16 protein-coding genes are annotated in these 15,995 nt (G+C 58.4%); 8 read left to right on the top strand and 8 right to left on the bottom strand.

Features of this window, described 5'->3' with window-relative positions:
* Nucleotides 1-108 precede the first annotated feature (108 nt).
* The 4 genes from NIZ92_RS03740 (at nucleotide 109) to NIZ92_RS03755 (ending at nucleotide 3,960) form a co-directional block, all read left to right on the top strand.
* Nucleotides 109-990 (top strand): phosphoribosylaminoimidazolesuccinocarboxamide synthase, encoded by an 882-nt coding sequence (locus tag NIZ92_RS03740; protein WP_254002720.1) that lies wholly within the window; start codon nucleotides 109-111, stop codon nucleotides 988-990.
* A gap of 242 nt (nucleotides 991-1,232) precedes the next feature.
* Nucleotides 1,233-1,745: a 5-(carboxyamino)imidazole ribonucleotide mutase gene (purE, locus tag NIZ92_RS03745; RefSeq protein WP_254002721.1), complete on the top strand. Its 513-nt coding sequence runs from the start codon at nucleotides 1,233-1,235 to the stop codon at nucleotides 1,743-1,745.
* A gap of 24 nt (nucleotides 1,746-1,769) precedes the next feature.
* The gene (locus NIZ92_RS03750; protein WP_254002722.1) at nucleotides 1,770-2,942 is read left to right on the top strand and encodes a 5-(carboxyamino)imidazole ribonucleotide synthase; all 1,173 of its coding nucleotides are present in this window, start codon (nucleotides 1,770-1,772) and stop codon (nucleotides 2,940-2,942) included.
* Nucleotides 2,935-3,960 carry an L-threonylcarbamoyladenylate synthase gene (locus NIZ92_RS03755; protein ID WP_254002723.1) on the top strand — a complete coding sequence of 342 codons (1,026 nt, stop codon included), beginning with the start codon at nucleotides 2,935-2,937 and terminating at the stop codon, nucleotides 3,958-3,960. The genes NIZ92_RS03750 and NIZ92_RS03755 overlap by 8 nt, the downstream gene beginning before the upstream one ends.
* Nucleotides 3,961-4,025: 65 nt before the next feature.
* Here NIZ92_RS03755 and NIZ92_RS03760 read toward each other — a convergent pair whose 3' ends face one another.
* A complete protein-coding gene (locus tag NIZ92_RS03760) occupies nucleotides 4,026-4,841 on the bottom strand; it encodes an alpha/beta fold hydrolase (protein WP_060185596.1) in 816 nt (271 codons plus the stop codon).
* A 375-nt stretch (nucleotides 4,842-5,216) separates the two neighbouring features.
* Between NIZ92_RS03760 and NIZ92_RS03765 the strand changes: the two genes are divergently transcribed.
* Entirely contained in the window at nucleotides 5,217-5,663 is a 447-nt protein-coding gene (locus NIZ92_RS03765; RefSeq protein WP_035271462.1) for a MaoC family dehydratase, read from the top strand.
* A gap of 263 nt (nucleotides 5,664-5,926) precedes the next feature.
* On the opposite strand, the gene NIZ92_RS03770 is transcribed toward NIZ92_RS03765, so the two are convergent.
* Nucleotides 5,927-7,120 (bottom strand): acyl-CoA dehydrogenase, encoded by a 1,194-nt coding sequence (locus tag NIZ92_RS03770; protein ID WP_022983442.1) that lies wholly within the window; start codon nucleotides 7,118-7,120, stop codon nucleotides 5,927-5,929.
* A gap of 290 nt (nucleotides 7,121-7,410) precedes the next feature.
* Here NIZ92_RS03770 and NIZ92_RS03775 point away from each other — a divergent pair, with 290 nt between their 5' ends.
* Nucleotides 7,411-8,292, top strand: a complete 882-nt coding sequence (locus NIZ92_RS03775; RefSeq protein WP_254002724.1) for a LysR substrate-binding domain-containing protein — start codon at nucleotides 7,411-7,413, stop codon at nucleotides 8,290-8,292.
* A complete protein-coding gene (ggt, locus tag NIZ92_RS03780; RefSeq protein WP_254002725.1) occupies nucleotides 8,289-10,034 on the top strand; it encodes a gamma-glutamyltransferase in 1,746 nt (581 codons plus the stop codon). The genes NIZ92_RS03775 and ggt overlap by 4 nt, the downstream gene beginning before the upstream one ends.
* A 322-nt stretch (nucleotides 10,035-10,356) precedes the next feature.
* On the opposite strand, the gene purU is transcribed toward ggt, so the two are convergent.
* The 5 genes from purU to NIZ92_RS03805 all read right to left on the bottom strand — a co-directional run bounded on the left by purU (nucleotide 10,357) and on the right by NIZ92_RS03805 (nucleotide 14,306).
* A complete protein-coding gene (purU, locus tag NIZ92_RS03785; protein ID WP_164837966.1) occupies nucleotides 10,357-11,211 on the bottom strand; it encodes a formyltetrahydrofolate deformylase in 855 nt (284 codons plus the stop codon).
* Nucleotides 11,212-11,236: 25 nt separating this feature from the next.
* Entirely contained in the window at nucleotides 11,237-12,352 is a 1,116-nt protein-coding gene (locus NIZ92_RS03790) for an NAD(P)/FAD-dependent oxidoreductase (RefSeq protein WP_254002726.1), read from the bottom strand.
* A gap of 88 nt (nucleotides 12,353-12,440) precedes the next feature.
* Complete coding sequence (locus tag NIZ92_RS03795) at nucleotides 12,441-12,953, bottom strand: flavin reductase family protein (protein ID WP_009455106.1); 513 nt, start codon at nucleotides 12,951-12,953, stop codon at nucleotides 12,441-12,443.
* Nucleotides 12,954-12,992: 39 nt separating this feature from the next.
* Nucleotides 12,993-13,625, bottom strand: coding sequence for a pyridoxamine 5'-phosphate oxidase (gene pdxH, locus NIZ92_RS03800; RefSeq protein ID WP_035271119.1), 633 nt, complete (start codon nucleotides 13,623-13,625; stop codon nucleotides 12,993-12,995).
* 9 nt (nucleotides 13,626-13,634) lie between these two features.
* Nucleotides 13,635-14,306 (bottom strand): gamma-glutamylcyclotransferase, encoded by a 672-nt coding sequence (locus tag NIZ92_RS03805; protein ID WP_009455103.1) that lies wholly within the window; start codon nucleotides 14,304-14,306, stop codon nucleotides 13,635-13,637.
* 252 nt (nucleotides 14,307-14,558) lie between these two features.
* Here NIZ92_RS03805 and NIZ92_RS03810 point away from each other — a divergent pair, with 252 nt between their 5' ends.
* On the top strand, nucleotides 14,559-15,359 hold the full coding sequence (locus NIZ92_RS03810; RefSeq protein ID WP_035271118.1) for a ThiF family adenylyltransferase: 801 nt from the start codon (nucleotides 14,559-14,561) through the stop codon (nucleotides 15,357-15,359).
* Here NIZ92_RS03810 and NIZ92_RS03815 read toward each other — a convergent pair.
* On the bottom strand, nucleotides 15,336-15,986 hold the full coding sequence (locus NIZ92_RS03815; protein WP_254002727.1) for an aminotransferase class IV: 651 nt from the start codon (nucleotides 15,984-15,986) through the stop codon (nucleotides 15,336-15,338). The two genes, NIZ92_RS03810 and NIZ92_RS03815, sit on opposite strands and share 24 nt — an antisense overlap.
* Between the last annotated feature and the right edge of the window lie 9 nt (nucleotides 15,987-15,995).

Consider the following 15,995-nt stretch of genomic DNA (forward strand, 5'->3'; position numbering starts at 1 on the left):
GACTGCCCGCCCCGGTCTCCGCGTCTTTGCCCGGTGCCGCAGGCGCCGGGATTGTCGTCCCGCCTGCATCCATAGTCAGCGGGATGTTTTCGTTTTAAGGATGAAATCGTGCAAGAGCCCTTACATCAATCCAGCCTGAGCTCCCTGCCGCTACTCGCGCGCGGCAAAGTTCGGGACATGTATGCGGTGGGTGAGGACAAGTTGTTGATTGTGGCCAGTGATCGCATTTCGGCATTCGATGTGATTCTGGACGACCCCATTCCCGGCAAGGGCGCTGTCTTGACGCAGATGACCGAGTTCTGGCTGAACAAGCTGGCGCACATCATCCCTAATCACACCACTGGCGTGAACCCGGTTGATGTGGTGGCGCCTGAAGAGCGCGCCCAAGTGGAAGGCCGCTCCATGGTGGTCAAGCGCTTGAAGCCCATCATGGTGGAAGCCGTGGCTCGTGGTTATCTGATCGGTTCGGGCTGGAAAGACTACCAGGCTACCGGCGCGGTATGTGGCATCACCTTGCCGGCTGGTTTGAAGCAAGCGGCCAAGCTGCCCCACGTGTTGTTTACCCCGGCTGCCAAAGCCGAAATGGGCTCGCACGACGAGAACGTGGATTTCGCCCACGTGGTCAAGGAAGTGGGTCAGGAACTGGCCGAGCAGATCCGTGACGTCACCTTGCGTCTGTACACCGAAGCTGCCGACTACGCGGCCAGCCGTGGCATTCTGATTGCCGATACCAAATTTGAATTTGGCCTGGACGATCAAGGCCAGCTGCATTTGATGGACGAAGTGCTGACCCCGGATTCCTCGCGTTTCTGGCCAGCCGACAGCTATGCTGAAGGCATCAGCCCACCGTCTTACGACAAGCAATTTGTGCGCGATTGGCTGGAAACCCAGATTTGGGACAAGACGCCACCCGCTCCTCGCTTGCCTGCTGAGGTGGCCGAGCGTACGGCTGACAAATACCGCGAAGCCCTGGAACGCCTGACAGCGTGAACGGTTTACAGCCCGGACAGGCGCTCGCCGTAAACGAGTTGCCTGCTCGTCCTTCGCAGGGTGCCAAGCGGCTGCATGTCCTTGGACGACTTTGCCACAGCGAGCCGAGCTTTGGGGGAGGGCGATGGGCAGAGCAAAGTCTGCCTCGCCGGAAAACCCATCATTGGATGGACCCTGCTGTTTTTCTATTTACCAAGGCGCCTGGCAGCATGGCGCCTTCTTCCTTTTAGGGCGTATCTCTAATGAGCGTACAAACTCCTGCGGCCCCCTCAGTGGGCATTGTGATGGGTTCCTCCAGCGACTGGGATGTCATGAGCCAGGCTGTGGCCATTCTGGACGAATTTGGCGTGTCCTATGAGTGCCGTGTGGTCTCTGCCCACCGCATGCCGATTGATATGGTGGACTATGGTGCCCAGGCTCCGGCCCGTGGCCTGAAAGCCATTATTGCCGGTGCAGGCGGCGCGGCTCACTTGCCCGGCATGCTGGCTGCCCTGACGCACTTGCCCGTGTTCGGCGTACCTGTACCTTCGCGCTACCTGCGTGGTGAAGATTCCCTGCTGTCGATTGTGCAAATGCCCAAGGGCGTGCCGGTTGCCACCTTTGCCATTGGCGAAGCCGGTGCTGCCAATGCCGCGCTGCACGTGATTGCCAATCTGGCGGTCAACGATGCTGTGCTGACTGAAAAACTGATTGCGTACCGTGCCCGCCAGACCGAGGCCGCCCGAGCTATGCGTGTTCCTCCTGCTACTGCCTGATTTTATTTTGTGATGATGACCCCCATGACTGATGTTGCCCTTCTGGTCCCTGGCTCCTGGCTGGGCATGATTGGAGGCGGCCAACTGGGCCGCATGTTCTGCCATAGCGCCCAAAGCCTGGGCTACAAGGTGGCCGTGCTGGACCCGGACACCCATAGCCCTGCAGGCGCAGTGGCGGATCTGCATATCTGTGCGGCCTACGATGACGCACAAGCGCTTTCCCGTCTGGGGGACTTGTGCCAAGCCGTCAGTACCGAGTTCGAGAACGTCCCGGCGCAGTCCTTGCTGACCTTGGCCCAGCACACACGAGTCACACCGTCTGGTGATGCCGTAGGCATTGTGCAGGATCGTATTCGTGAAAAAGCCTTTATCGCGCAGGCCGGTGTGCCGGTGGCTCCTTATGCGGCCATCGAAAGCCTGGACGATTTGCAGGCCGCTGACAGCGCCTTGTTCCCCGGCATTTTGAAGACTGCGCGTTTTGGTTACGACGGCAAGGGTCAGGCACGTGTGGCAGACCGTGAACAGGGGCTGGCTGCCTTCAAGGAGTTCGGTTCCCAGGCTTGTGTGCTGGAAGCCCTGCAACCCTTGAAATCCGAAATTTCGGTTGTCTTGGCCCGTGGCCTGGACGATCAGGTCAAAACCTTCCCATGTGCCCGTAATGAGCACCGTGATGGCATTTTGGCCGTGTCCACCATCAGCGCCCAGTTTCAGGATGATGCCTTGTCCGAGCAGGCCCGTCAGGCGGCTGCCGCTATCGCCCGTACGCTGGACTACGTGGGTGTCTTGTGTGTGGAGTTCTTCATTCTGGAAGATGGCCGTTTGTTAGCCAATGAGGTGGCTCCCCGTCCGCACAATAGCGGTCACTACACCATGAACGCCTGCGTCACCAGCCAGTTTGAACAGCAAGCCCGCGTGATGGCGGCCTTGCCTTTGGGTGATACCAGCGCTTTGTGTCCTTCCATGATGCTCAACATCCTGGGCGATATCTGGTTTGATGAACAGGGCCAGATGCGTGAACCTGATTGGGCTGCCTTGCTGGCTGTGCCTGGCGTGTCCTTGCACCTGTACGGCAAGGCCGAGGCCCGTGTTGGCCGCAAGATGGGTCACGTCAATATTGTGGGCGAGTCGGATCAGCAAGTGCGTGAACGCACTGCCCGAGCCGCCGCTGCCTTGCGTATCGCGTTTGATCATGAGTGATTCCACCCGTAGCCCTTCCGAGCAGCAGATAGAGCAAGCCGCCCGTGTGCTGGCACAAGGGGGGCTGGTGGCCTTTCCAACCGAGACAGTCTACGGTCTGGGCGCGGATGCAGAAAACCCGGCGGCGGTGCAACTGATTTACAAAGCCAAGGGCCGCCCTGCGAATCATCCCTTGATTGTGCATGTGGCCCCCGGTGCTGACTTGCGCTATTGGGTGACGGATATTCCGCCAGTGGCGCAGCAATTGATTGATGCCTTCTGGCCGGGTCCTTTGACGCTGATCTTGCCGCGCAATCCGGCTATTCCGGATACGGTCAGTGGCGGGCAAAGCAGCATTGGTATTCGTTGCCCTTCGCATCCGGTGGCACAGGCTTTGCTCAAGCGCATGGCAGAACTCAAGCCCAGCGGTCAGGCCGGTGTGGCGGCGCCTTCGGCCAACAAGTTCGGTCAGGTATCGCCCACGGCGGCCAGCCATGTACGCGATGAATTCGCGGACATGAGTGCAGAGGAACTGCTGATTGTGGAAGCGGGCCCGTCGGAAGTGGGCATCGAGTCCACTATTGTGGACGTGTCGCGTACTCATCAAGGTGTGGGTGCCGTGCTTTTGCGGCCTGGCCACATTAGTGCCGCCATGATTGCCGAGGTTATCGGCTACGAACCCGCCAACCCGGATCAACAAGCCCCACAGGTTTCGGGCAGCTTGAAAGCGCACTATGCGCCGCGTACCCCTTTATCTTTGTTTGATGAAGACAGCGCGGCTGCGGTGCAGGCTGCTTTGAGCCAGGGGGGCAAGCAGGCCATTGTCGCTTTTGCCTCCTTGCCGCCATTTTCGGCGGAGGTGCACGACTGGTATGTGTGCAGCCCGGATGCGCAGCTTTATGCCCAGGACTTGTACGCCATGTTGCGTCGTCTGGACCAAGGCCAGTACCAACATATTTGGGTGCAGCGTTGCCCGGATACGCCGGACTGGCAGGCGGTCAATGACCGCCTGGGCCGAGCAGCAGCAGCCTTTGAATAAGTCTGCTGTTTAGTAGTGCGTGTGTGCTTTAAGGGCTGAGCTTAGGGACTGAGTGAGTTCGCTACTTAGCGGGCTGTTCGTTTCAGAAAGTCCACAATCGCCTGGTTCACCTGCGCTTCCTTATCCCGGTAGGGCAGGTGACCGCATTGCTCCAGTTCCAGCAGCTCCGTGTGGGGCACCAGCTCCTTGATGCGGCGGATCTGTTCCAGCGTGCCGTACTCATCATCCACGCCCTGAATCGCCAGAATCGGGCAGGTGATACGGCTGACCTCTTGTTCAATATTCCAGTCGCGGAATCGGGGATCGGTCCAGGTGGCGTTCCAGCCCCAGAAAGCGGATTCCACATCATCGTGATAGCGGCCCAGACGTTCGCGTAAAAAGCCTTGCTCGTAGGCTTCGCGGGCAACCAGAATGCCGCGCAGGGAAATGTCTTCCACGAACAGGTGCGGGGCCATCACTACAATGCCTTGCAGCTTGTCGCTAAAGCCACTGGCCGCCAGCAGGGCAATCGAGCCACCATCGCTGTGGCCGACCAGCACAATCGGGCGCTTCTTGCCGTCTTCGCCCAGTTGCTCCAGTAGTTGAGGCAGCACGTCCAGCGACTGCTCATGCAGGTAGTCGGGCTCTTTGGGGCGATTGTCCGGGCGAGGGGTGCTGCGGCCATAGCCATAGCGGGAATACATCAGGCCGCTACAGCCGGTTTGTTCGCACAGTTGTGCCGGCCAGTCTTTCCACATGGCAATCGAGCCCAGACCTTCGTGCAGGAACACCAGCAAAGGGGCGGTTTCCCGTTCGGGGGCAATGCGTTGATATTCCAGCTGGATGGCTTGTGAGCCCTGAGTCAGGCTCGCAAATTGCAAAGATGAATCGAGTGTTGTCATAGCCTTGGTTGTGCATAGCCCCGAACAAACCGGGCGCTCAGGTAATTAGTAATCAGGAAACTCTCTTTATGCCATAGATTGGTATAAGACGCACAGGCTGGCTTCTCCTGATACCGGATGTGGACAGTTTGCTGCGGTTTGTGGCGCAGTAGGGGCAGGGGCTGCAAATTCTGGCAGAGATGGTAGAGTGGCGATCTCGATCTTTTTTGCCGCCGGGCCGTCCCAAGGTGAAAGCTCCCCCTTGGAGGGGCAGCAAGCCGAAGGTGTAGCGTGGGGGCTTTTTTTTGTCGCCGGGCCGCCCCAAGGCAAAACCTCCCCCTCGGGGGGCAGCAAGCCGAAGGCGCAGCGTGGGGGCTTTTTTCGTTGTACAACAACATGAAATTTGCTGAATTTGAAGTGGGTATGGTCATCAAGCACCCACTTGTCCCTGTGACTCGCGAAGAAATGCTGGAATTTGCCCAGAAATACGATCCGCAGTCCTTTCATATTGACGACAAGCAGGCCGAAGAGGGCCATTGGGGCGGTTTGATCGCCAGCGGCTGGCTCACTTGCGGCAAAACCATGCGCATGGCCGTGGATTCTGCCTTGCACGATTCCGAGTCCTTTGGTTCGCCCGGTCTGGAGCGTCTGCGCTGGGTTTTGCCTGTGCGGGCCGGTGATTCAATCCGTCTGGAGGCCACGGTGGCGTCCAAGCGTGTGTCCAGCAGCCGTTCAGATCTGGGTATCATTCGCTGGAATTGGAATGTGTTCAATCAGCGTGATGAGCTGGTGCTGGAAATGGAATCGACCAGCATGTTTGAGTTGAAGTCCGAACAAGAATAAAAAGACCGCCACCGCATAGTTTTGGTTTACCAACTTTCCAGCGGCCACTTTGATCTTGAGACGGCCCTGCGACTGGAAAGAACCTTCATTCCAGGCTTTTTGCCCGCTGCTTATGAAGGGATACTGTTTACCTCGAGTCTCTCGGTAGTAAAAACCGTAAATGCAGACGGGAGAGAAGTCCCCTTACGGCATGTAATTCACCAGTTTGTTCCGGTTGAAACGGACAAGGGCAAAGCCTTTGGCTTTGCCCTGTTTGGTTTGCTTTAGAAGAAAGCCTGAATCCCGGTTTGTGCGCGTCCCAGAATCAGGGCATGTACGTCGTGGGTGCCTTCGTAGGTGTTCACCACTTCCAGATTGACCAGGTGGCGAGCAATACCGAACTCGTCAGAGATACCATTACCTCCCAGCATGTCGCGTGCCAGTCGGGCAATATCCAGTGCCTTGCCGCAGGAGTTGCGCTTCATGATGGAGGTGATTTCGACCGCCGCTGTGCCTTCGTCTTTCATGCGTCCCAGACGCAGGCAGCCTTGCAGCGCCAGTGTAATTTCGGTCTGCATATCAGCCAGTTTTTTCTGGATCAGTTGATTGGCCGCCAAGGGGCGACCAAACTGCTTGCGGTCCAGGGTGTACTGGCGGGCGGTATGCCAGCAGGATTCGGCGGCGCCCAAGGCACCCCAGGCAATCCCGAAGCGGGCCGAGTTCAGGCAGGTGAAAGGGCCACGCAAACCCGAGACATGGGGCAGCATCTGGCTGTCTGCAATCTCCACATCGGCCATGACGATTTCGCCGGTCAGGGAAGCACGCAAGCCTACTTTGCCGTGAATGGCCGGGGTGGACAGACCTTTCATGCCTTTTTCCAGAATGAAGCCGCGGATCTTGCCGTCGTCGTCACCACCCACGACTTTGGCCCAGACCACCAGCACATCGGCGATGGGGGAGTTGGTAATCCAGGTCTTGTTGCCGCTCAGACGATAGCCACCGTCCACTTTTACAGCGCGGCTTTCCATGGCGCCGGGGTCCGAGCCATGATTGGGTTCAGTCAGGCCAAAGCAGCCAATCCATTGGCCGCTGGCCAGCTTGGGCAGATATTTCTGTTTTTGTTCTTCGCTGCCAAATTCAAAAATCGGCACCATGACCAAAGAGGATTGCACGCTCATCATGGAGCGGTAGCCTGAATCCACACGCTCCACTTCGCGGGCGATCAAACCATAGCTGACATAGTTCAGACCAGCGCCACCGTAGGCTTCGGGAATGGTGGCCCCCAACAGGCCCAGCGAGCCCATCTCGGCAAAGATGGCGGGGTCAGTCTGTTCGTGGCGAAAGGCCTCCAGTACGCGTGGCAGCAGCTTTTCCTGTGCATAGGCGTGGGCGGCATCGCGCACCATGCGCTCTTCATCGCTCAACTGCTGATTCAACAGCAGGGGGTCGTCCCAATGGAAAGAGGGATTGGCAGACATAGAGGTACTCCGGGAAGATCAAAGAGGGTCAGTCAGGTGGAGCCTGGATGGGCGCCATCAATCTGGAAAATAGAAAAGAGCTGCTTCAGTATCGCTGACAGTCGCCACTATGAGCAGCAAGCGCATCTTCAGGTGGCTGTGGATCAGCGAGATCAATATAAAGTCTCAGCATAGTGTGCATAAAGCGCACAAGGCAATTGATAAAATTGCACAATGTCGTGTTCTGGCGTAACGATCCGGCCCTGCACTGAATGGGCAGGGCGGAGGCGGCATGATTAAGAGGAAGACCTATGAGACAAGGCGTACCCAGTTTGGGCGCATTACAGGCCTTTGAGGCCACGGCCCGTTTGGGGACTTTTTCCCGTGCGGCCGAGGAATTATCCTTGACGCATAGCGCGGTGTACCGGCAGGTAAGCGGCCTGGAACAACGTCTGGGCGTGACCTTGCTGACACGGGTGCGGCGGCGTCTGGTGTTGACTCCGGCAGGGCGCGATTATGCTGCTCGCATCCGTCACCATCTGGAGCAAATCGGCAAGGATACTTTCAGCCTGATTGCACGCGCCGGTGTGGGCCGCAGCATCCATCTGGCCGTGCTGCCTACCTTGTCGACCGTGTGGTTGATGCCGCGTCTGGCCCGTTTCTCCCAGCGCTATCCGGATATCACCGTCAGCCTGTCCGTGCGTACCACTCCGTTTCAGTTTGGCGACCACCCCTTTGATGCTGCCATTTATCATGGACGGCAGTTGTGGCCGCAAACTGAAGGGATCAAGCTGTTTGACGAAGGCGAACTGGTGCCGGTCTGCTCGCCCGAGCTGGCCGCCAGTGACGACTGGCAAAAGCTGGTTCACCTGCATATGTCCACGCGCCCCGATAGCTGGTCGGACTGGTATCGATCTGCCGGTCTGGAGCCTGATTTGCGTGTCAGTTCCGGCCCGCGTTACGAGCTGTTCAGCCTGGTGATGGCGGCATTGCATGCTGACATGGGCGTGGCCTTGATGCCGCGTTTTCTGGTGCAACAGGCGCTGGAGCAGAGCGAGCTGATCATGCCGCTGGACCATGCCATGCCTGTCAGTGAGGCCTATTTTTTTAGTTATCCTACGGCCAATGAGCCCAGCGAAGCGGTGCTTTTGCTGGAACAATGGCTGCTTGAGGACCAAAAGGAGAACACATGAGATTGCACTGGAAACCGGCTCTGTTGTCGGCTGCCTTGACCTTGGCTCTGGCGCTACCTGCGCACGCTCGGGAAGCAGCCAACCAGCATTTGAACCCGGAAACCGCCAGCAGTGTCATGCAGCGTGACAAGCTTGTCACCCAGAAAAGCATGGTGGTGACGGCACATCCTTTGGCGACACAAGCGGGTTTGCGCATCCTGGATCAGGGAGGCAGTGCGGTGGATGCAGCCATTGCGGCTCAGTTGGTTCTGGGGCTGGTGGAACCACAGTCTTCCGGCATTGGCGGTGGCGGCTTCTTGCTGATGTTCCAGCCCAAGACCGGCCTGATGAGCTATGACGGACGGGAAACGGTGCCCGCAGCCAGCAGTCTGGATCGCTTCGAGCTGGACGGTAAAACCATGTCCTTCAAGCAGGCGGTCAATAGTGGTCGCTCGGTAGGCGTACCGGGTTTGCTGCGTGCCCTGGAGTTGATGCATAAAGACGGCGGCGTGCTGCCGTGGGCGAATTTGTTTGACCCGGCGATTGAGCTTGCCGAGGTCGGTTTTGAAGTCAGCCCACGCTTGAATACCTTGATTGCCGATAATCCTGAACTGGCTGACAAGGCGGCTACACGTGCCTATTTTCTGGACGAGCAAGGCAAGCCCTGGCCAGTTGGCCATCGTTTGCAGAACAAGGAATACGCGCAGGTGCTGCGCTTGTTGGCCAGGCAGGGTGCACAGGCTTTTTATCAAGGTGAACTTGCCCAGGATATGGTGGCTGCCGTCGCTGCCGATCCCATTGCGGGTGATCTGGCCGTGTCTGACTTGACGCAGTACCGCGCCTTGCGTCGTGAACCCCTCTGTATGGACTGGCAGCAAGTGGCCCTCTGTGGCATGGCACCGCCCAGTTCCGGGGCTATCAGTGTGATGCAGATGCTGGGTATCTTGCAGCACACGCCCATTGCTGAGGCGAAGCCGCAATCTGTGGAAGCGATTCACTATTTCTCTGAAGCGGGGCGTTTGGCCTTCGCGGATCGGGATGCCTGGGTGGCCGATCCGGCATTTGTGTCTGTCCCTCAGCAGGCTTTGCTGGCTCCGGAGTATCTGAAATCCCGCGCTGCCTTGATTCAGCCAGACCGATCCATGGGACACGCTCAACCGGGTAAGCCCTTGGCCGACTCACAAGCTGCCAGCGATAACACGCCCGAGCTGCCTTCCACGACGCATTTGTCCGTGGCGGATGCCAAGGGGCAAGTGGTGTCCATGACCACTTCGGTCGAGTCAGCTTTTGGTAGCAAGATCATGGTGCATGGTTTCTTGATGAACAATCAGCTGACTGACTTTGCCTTGAGCCCCAAAGACGAAATGGGACGCCTGTCCGTGAATCGGGTGGAGCCCGGCAAGCGTCCACGCAGTTCCATGGCACCGATGATGGTGATGCAGGATGGCCGCCCTGTCATTGCCCTGGGTTCACCCGGTGGCAGTGCCATCATTCCTTACGTGGCTCAAGCCCTGACCGGCATGTTGATGTGGAATCTGGATGCTCAACAGGCAGTCAGCCTGCCCCACTACGGCAGCCGCAATTGGGCGACTGAGCTGGAAGCTGGGACTACGGTGACGGAACAGGCGCAGGCCTTGAGGGCAATGGGGCACGAGGTGCGTGAGCAGCCTTTTCCTAGCGGTACGCATGTGATTCGCTGGACTCAGGAGGGACTGGAAGCGGGGGTAGACCCTCGGCGTGAAGGTTTAGCGTTAGGGCAATAAGCAGAGCTTGTAGCCGTGTACCCGAGGTAAACATGGGTCTTGCCGACGAGACATGCTGCAAGCGCATGGCGGACTTGGGTAAGCAGTCAGTATTCGGGAGAGGCTGTTGGCGATTTGAAGCAGATACTCGTCAGAGATTGGCAGAGACAGCAGTCGATCGTTGCCATAGGCTGGTAGAGCTAATTGCCAAGTAGCTAGCAGGCACAAATCGTCTGGCTTCTGAAAAAATGGGTGACCAGTAAGAAGCCCTCAATGCGTGGATCTATATCCATAGCATTGAGGGCTTTTTTTCAGTCTCTTAAGTCCGGTCTGATCTCGCTGCTTAGCGGAATACCACCGTGCGCTGATCGTTCAGCAAGATGCGGTGCTCTACGTGGGCACGTACTGCACGGGCCAGAACCAGAGACTCCACATCGCTACCGATCTGGGTCAGTTCGGCTGGGCTGACCGAGTGGGTCACGTGTTCCACGTCCTGCTCGATGATCGGGCCTTCGTCCAGGTCAGCCGTTACGTAGTGGGCGGTAGCACCAATAATCTTCACACCGCGAGCATGTGCCTGATGGTAGGGGCGTGCGCCCTTGAAGCTGGGCAGGAAGCTGTGGTGAATATTGATGGCGCGGCCAGACAGGGATTGGCACAGATTGGTGGACAGAATCTGCATGTAGCGGGCCAGCACAACCAGATCAATCTTCAGATCACGAGCCAGGTCGATGATTTGCTGCTCTTGCTCGGGGCGGGTTTCCGGTGTCACGGGCAGGTGATGGAAAGGGATGCCGTAAGAAGAAGCCAGACCGGCGTGGTCGGTATGGTTGGAGGCCACAGCAGCAATTTCCACCGGCAGTTGGCCGCTATGGGCGCGGAACAGCAGATCGTTCAGGCAGTGGCCCTGACGGCTGACCAGGATCAGCAAGCGGGCTTTGCGTTGTGCGTCGTAAATATTGGCGTCCATGCTGAATTTTTCAGCAATGGGTGCGAAGCTGGTTTGCAGCGCATTGACGTCCTGCTTTTCGGGCAGGGAAAACTGGATGCGCAGGAAAAAGCGGTTGGTGGCGGCGTCGCCGAACTGCTGTGCCTCAAGAATGTTGCCGTTCTGCTCAAGCAGCCAGCCCGATACGCTGTGGACAATGCCGGTACGATCCGGGCAGGATAGGGTCAAGATGTAATCGTTCATCGACAGTATTGTAAAGATTTCAGAAAAGTTTTTAAGCTGCCTGGGCCAGGGCTTCTTGGCTGTGTTGTGCAATCGCTAAACACGCGGTCAGGCCGGGCGATTCGATGCCGAACAGATTCAGCAATCCGGGTATGCCGTGCTCGGCAGGACCCGAAAAGACGAAGTCGGCTGCCGCATGGCCTGCGGGCACAATTTTAGGCCGGATACCGCTATAGGCGGGGTTCAGGCTGTTATCGGGCAAAGCGGGCCAGTACTCGCGCACGGCCGCGTAAAAAGATTGGCCCCGCTGCGGGTCCATATCGTAGTTCTCGTCCTGTACCCATTCGGTGTCCGGGCCAAAGCGGGCCTGACCGGCCAGATCCAGCGTCAGATGCACACCCAGCCCGGCTTTATTGGGCATGGGGTAGATCAGGTGCTTGAAGGGCGAGCGACCCGCCAAAGAGAAATAGCTGCCTTTGCACAGATAGGCATGCGGGATATGGCTGGCATCCAGCCCCTCGATCTGGCGTGCGGCGGCGACCGCGCCCAAACCAGCCGCATTGATCAGATGGGTGCTTGTCAGGCTGAACGCTTCTGCGCCACCCACATGCACTTCGAAACCTTGTCCGGGTAGGACTCGCGCACTGACAAAAGGCGTATTGAAGACCAGTTGGGCACCGTGGTTTTCTGCATCGCCTTGCAGGGCCAGCATCAAGGCATGGGTATCTACAATGCCGGTGGAAGGAGAGAGCAGGGCGGCGCTGCAATTCAAGGCCGGCTCCAGAGCCTGGGCCTGGGCGGCATTTAGCCACTGCAAATCGTCCACACCACAAGCGCGCGCCTGGGCCTGCAGCTTGAGCAGATCGGCTTCCTGTTCGGGCGTGGTCGCCACAATCAGCTTGCCGCAACGGGCGTGGGCTATATGGTGTTCCTGGCAGTAGTCATACAGCCGGGCTTTGCCTTCTACACACAGGCGGGCCTTCAGGCTGCCCGGCGTGTAGTAAATGCCCGCGTGTATGACCTCTGAATTGCGGGAACTGACGCCATTGCCAATGCTGGCGGTTTGCTCGATCAGCAGAACCTCCATGCCTTGCTGGGCCATTTGTCGGGCGCAGGCCAAGCCTACGACTCCCGCTCCCAGCACTATGCAATCGACATCGTTTGCCATGAATCAGGACCTTATTGGCGCGTTGGAGCAAAAGGCGTAGTGTACTCCCGCCATGCTGTCGTCGTCAGGGCTGCGTTGCAACACCCCGTCATGCCAGGGAGGGAGTCAGGTCAAAGTCGCCCGCATGGTAGATCAGGGGCTGATGGGCGCTGCGTTCGCAGTGGGTGACTTCACCGATAAAGATCAGGTGATCGCCTGCCTCATGCACGGCATAAGGCTTGCACTCGAACCAGGCACTGCAGCGCTCGTCGTCCAGCATGAGCAAGCCGTGCGGGGAACGCTTGATGGGGTGATCGCGAAAACGCTCGGCCTGATCGCCCCAGGCAAAGCGCTTGGCCAGCGATAGCTGACTGGCTCCCAAAACGTGAATCACGTAGCCCTGGCCGTCCACAAAGTGTGGCAGGGACTGGGAGCGCTTGGCCAGCGACCACAGCACCAGAGGTGGGTCCAGGGAAACAGAGTTAAAGGAGCTGACGGTCAGGCCAATGGCCTGATCCGGGTGGTCTTTGTTGGCACCGGTCACGACCGTCACGCCAGTGGCGAAACGGCCCAGTGCCGAACGGAAGAAGTCACTATCGAAGGTAGAAGAAAAAACAGTCATTGCATCAATGCTGAGGGCAGGCGTCCCCAAGGGAACGGCTTAAGGAGCCAGTCGGCTCACCTGCCAGTCAGATGTGTCCTTGCGGTCGAACACCAGCCTGTCGTGCAGGCGCGAGGCACGGCCTTGCCAGAATTCGACATGGTCTGGAGTCAGTCGGAAGCCACCCCAGTGTTCAGGGCGGGCGGGATGTTCACCTAAGCTTTCAGTGTACTGCTTGGCACGGGCATCCAGCTCTGTGCGGCTGATGGGTTGGCTTTGCGGCGAGGCCCAGGCACCAATGCGAGAGCCCAGAGGACGGCTGTGAAAGTATTCGTCGGATTCGGCCGCGCTGATGCGGCTGATGCGGCCTTCAAAGCGCACCTGGCGCTGCATGGAGGCCCAGAAAAAGGACAGGCTGGCCCAAGGGTTATGGTCCAGGTCCGTACCCTTGCGAGATTGGTAATTCGTAAAGAACACCAGGCCTTGTTCGTCGTAACCCTTGAGCAGAACAATGCGCGCCGATGGGCGGCCTTCCGGGTTCACGGTGGCCAGCGTCATCGCCGTGGGTTCGACTTCTTTCAGCTCAATCGCCTGATCCAGCCAGCGTTGGAATTGCTGGCGAGGATCGGCACAGAGTTCGTTTTCGCTCAGGGAAAAGCGTTCGTATTCGTTACGCAAATCGGCAAGGGACATGGGGCGCTCTTAGGCTTGTTGAGGATTAAGCAGTGCGGTCTGGCTCTGTAGTAATTGAACCACTGATTGCAGGCGTTTATCCAGAATTTTAGAGCGTTGCAGCGCCGAGGCGGTTTCCATGACGTATTCGATGCAAGGGCCGTTGGTTCCCTGGGCCGAGTACACCACTTGTCGCAACTGTTCGTCCGGCATACGGGGGACGTAGGCGTCGGTCTTGCGGTTCATGGTAAAGACCAGGGCACGAATATCGCCCTGGCTGGTGCGGCAGCGCAACCAGCGAGGAATATAGGCACCGCTGGGCATCTCGCGCAGCCATAGGGCGTCAAATACCTTGGGGACGCTTTCGGCGGGAATACGAAAGGCCATGCCCCGGCAAGAACCGCCTACATCCAGCCCGAAAACCAGACCGGGCTGCTCGGGCGTACCGCGGTTGATACGTGACCACAAGCACAGCGCCCGGTGGTAACCGCGCAGCAAGGCTTGGCGCTGCTCGGCAAATTCAAAATCGGGACGCCAGATCAGAGAGCCGTAACCATAGACCCACAGGTCTTGTTTTTCACACCACTGCACCTCTTCCAGGGATTGACGCAAAGAGGCGTTGCGCTCTTCGTCAGTCAGGACACGAAAGCTGCACGGTGTGGGTACGGCGGAAGGCGAGGCGGAAATAGAATCGATGTTCACGGCAAAAAGGGGTGGTAAGCCAAAATCACAGATGCTTGAAACCTATGACAATTGTAGAGCAAGCACAGTCCACTGTAGCGGGCTTTGATGCTGATAACTAAGGAAAAATACTAATTTGCTTATATGAGTGTTGCTATTTGGCAGGGCCCAGTCAAGCTACCAGGGCATAAGGCCCGTTTCGCAGGCTGGTCAGGGGCAATTAGACGTAGAATTAACGGGTTTGGCCGCATGGGCCGGTGATGGACAGATTGCATGACAGAGCAGCACAACATGGATGCCGAACGCCGTTTCGGCGGTTTGGATCGTTTGTATGGAGCCGGAGCGCGAGAGCGTCTGGCGGCCGCCCATGTGATGGTGGCGGGTATCGGGGGCGTGGGAACCTGGGCGGTGGAAGCGCTGGCCCGTTCTGCTGTGGGCCGGATTACCCTGATTGATCTGGATAATATTGCCGAATCGAATATCAACCGCCAGTTGCCTGCCCTGGACAGCACCTTGGGCATGGCCAAGATTGAAGCCATGGCCCAGCGCATTGCGCAGATCAATCCTCAGTGCCAGCTGCAGCTGATTGAAGATTTTGTCACCGAGGACAATGCGGCCAGCCTGATGGAGCAGCGTCCCGACGTGTTTCTGGATTGCACTGACCAGGCTAGTGCCAAGATTGCTCTGATCTTGCAGGCCAGGCGCTGCAAGGTGCCCCTGCTGAGCTGCGGCGGGGCAGGAGGCAAAACCGATCCGCTGACGTTGCGCCGGGGAGACTTGTCGGTAGCACGCCATGATGCCTTGTTGGGCAAGCTGCGCCAGATCCTGCGCAAGCAGCATGGCTTTGCGCGTGGCAGCGATGCTCAGGGCCGCGCCTTGAAGCGTGTGCCTCGCATGGGAGTGGATTGCCTGTGGTTCGAGCAGGAAACGCGTCTGCCACAGAACTGGACCCAGGCCGAAGACGGTGCGCTGCAAGGACTGGCCTGCGCGGGTTATGGCTCCGGGGTCACTGTGACGGCCAGCATGGGCATGCAGGCCGCCGACTACGCCTTAAATCGGATACTGAACCAGTAAGGCGTCCTGCCAGCCACGCAAGGCATTCGAGACTCGGATTGCCTTGGCGTTCAGTAAATCCTCCAGGGAAATTTCGGTTTCACGAACCAGCTTGCTATTGAGAAGCGCCTGCCGTTGCACGCCGGGCAAGAGCCAGCCTTGGGCGGGCGGTGTCCACCACTGGCCCTGTTCGTCCTGAATATAAATATTGCTGCGACTGCCTTCACAAACCCGGTTCTGTGTATCCAGATAGATCACATCAAAGATTTGGGGATGCTTTTCCAGCAGGGCGCTGGCCTCTTGATACCAGGGGCGATGCGTCGTCTTGTGCGAGAGCAGCGGGTCCTGAGCGGGCAGGGGTGTGCGGGACAGGCATAGCTGTAAGGGGCCTTCCAGTGCTGGCAGTGCGTTCGCCTGTGCCTGGGCGCTGGCGTCGGCACCCCACAAGATACGCAGTCGCAAGGGTGTGTTGACTGGGGCTTGGCCCAACGCGGTATGCATGGCCTGCAACCAGGTTTGTGCATCCCAGTCGTAGCCCAGTTCCGTGCAGCTGCGTGCCACGCGCTCCAGATGCAGTTCCAGCAGGGGGATCTGGCCGTCCGCGTCTACCCGCAAGGTTTCTATCAATTCAGGTTTGCTTTGGCTCATGATGCTGCC

The sequence above is a fragment of the Alcaligenes sp. 1735tsa3 genome, assembly GCF_024134565.1.
GTDB classification, from domain to species: domain Bacteria; phylum Pseudomonadota; class Gammaproteobacteria; order Burkholderiales; family Burkholderiaceae_B; genus Alcaligenes; species Alcaligenes phenolicus.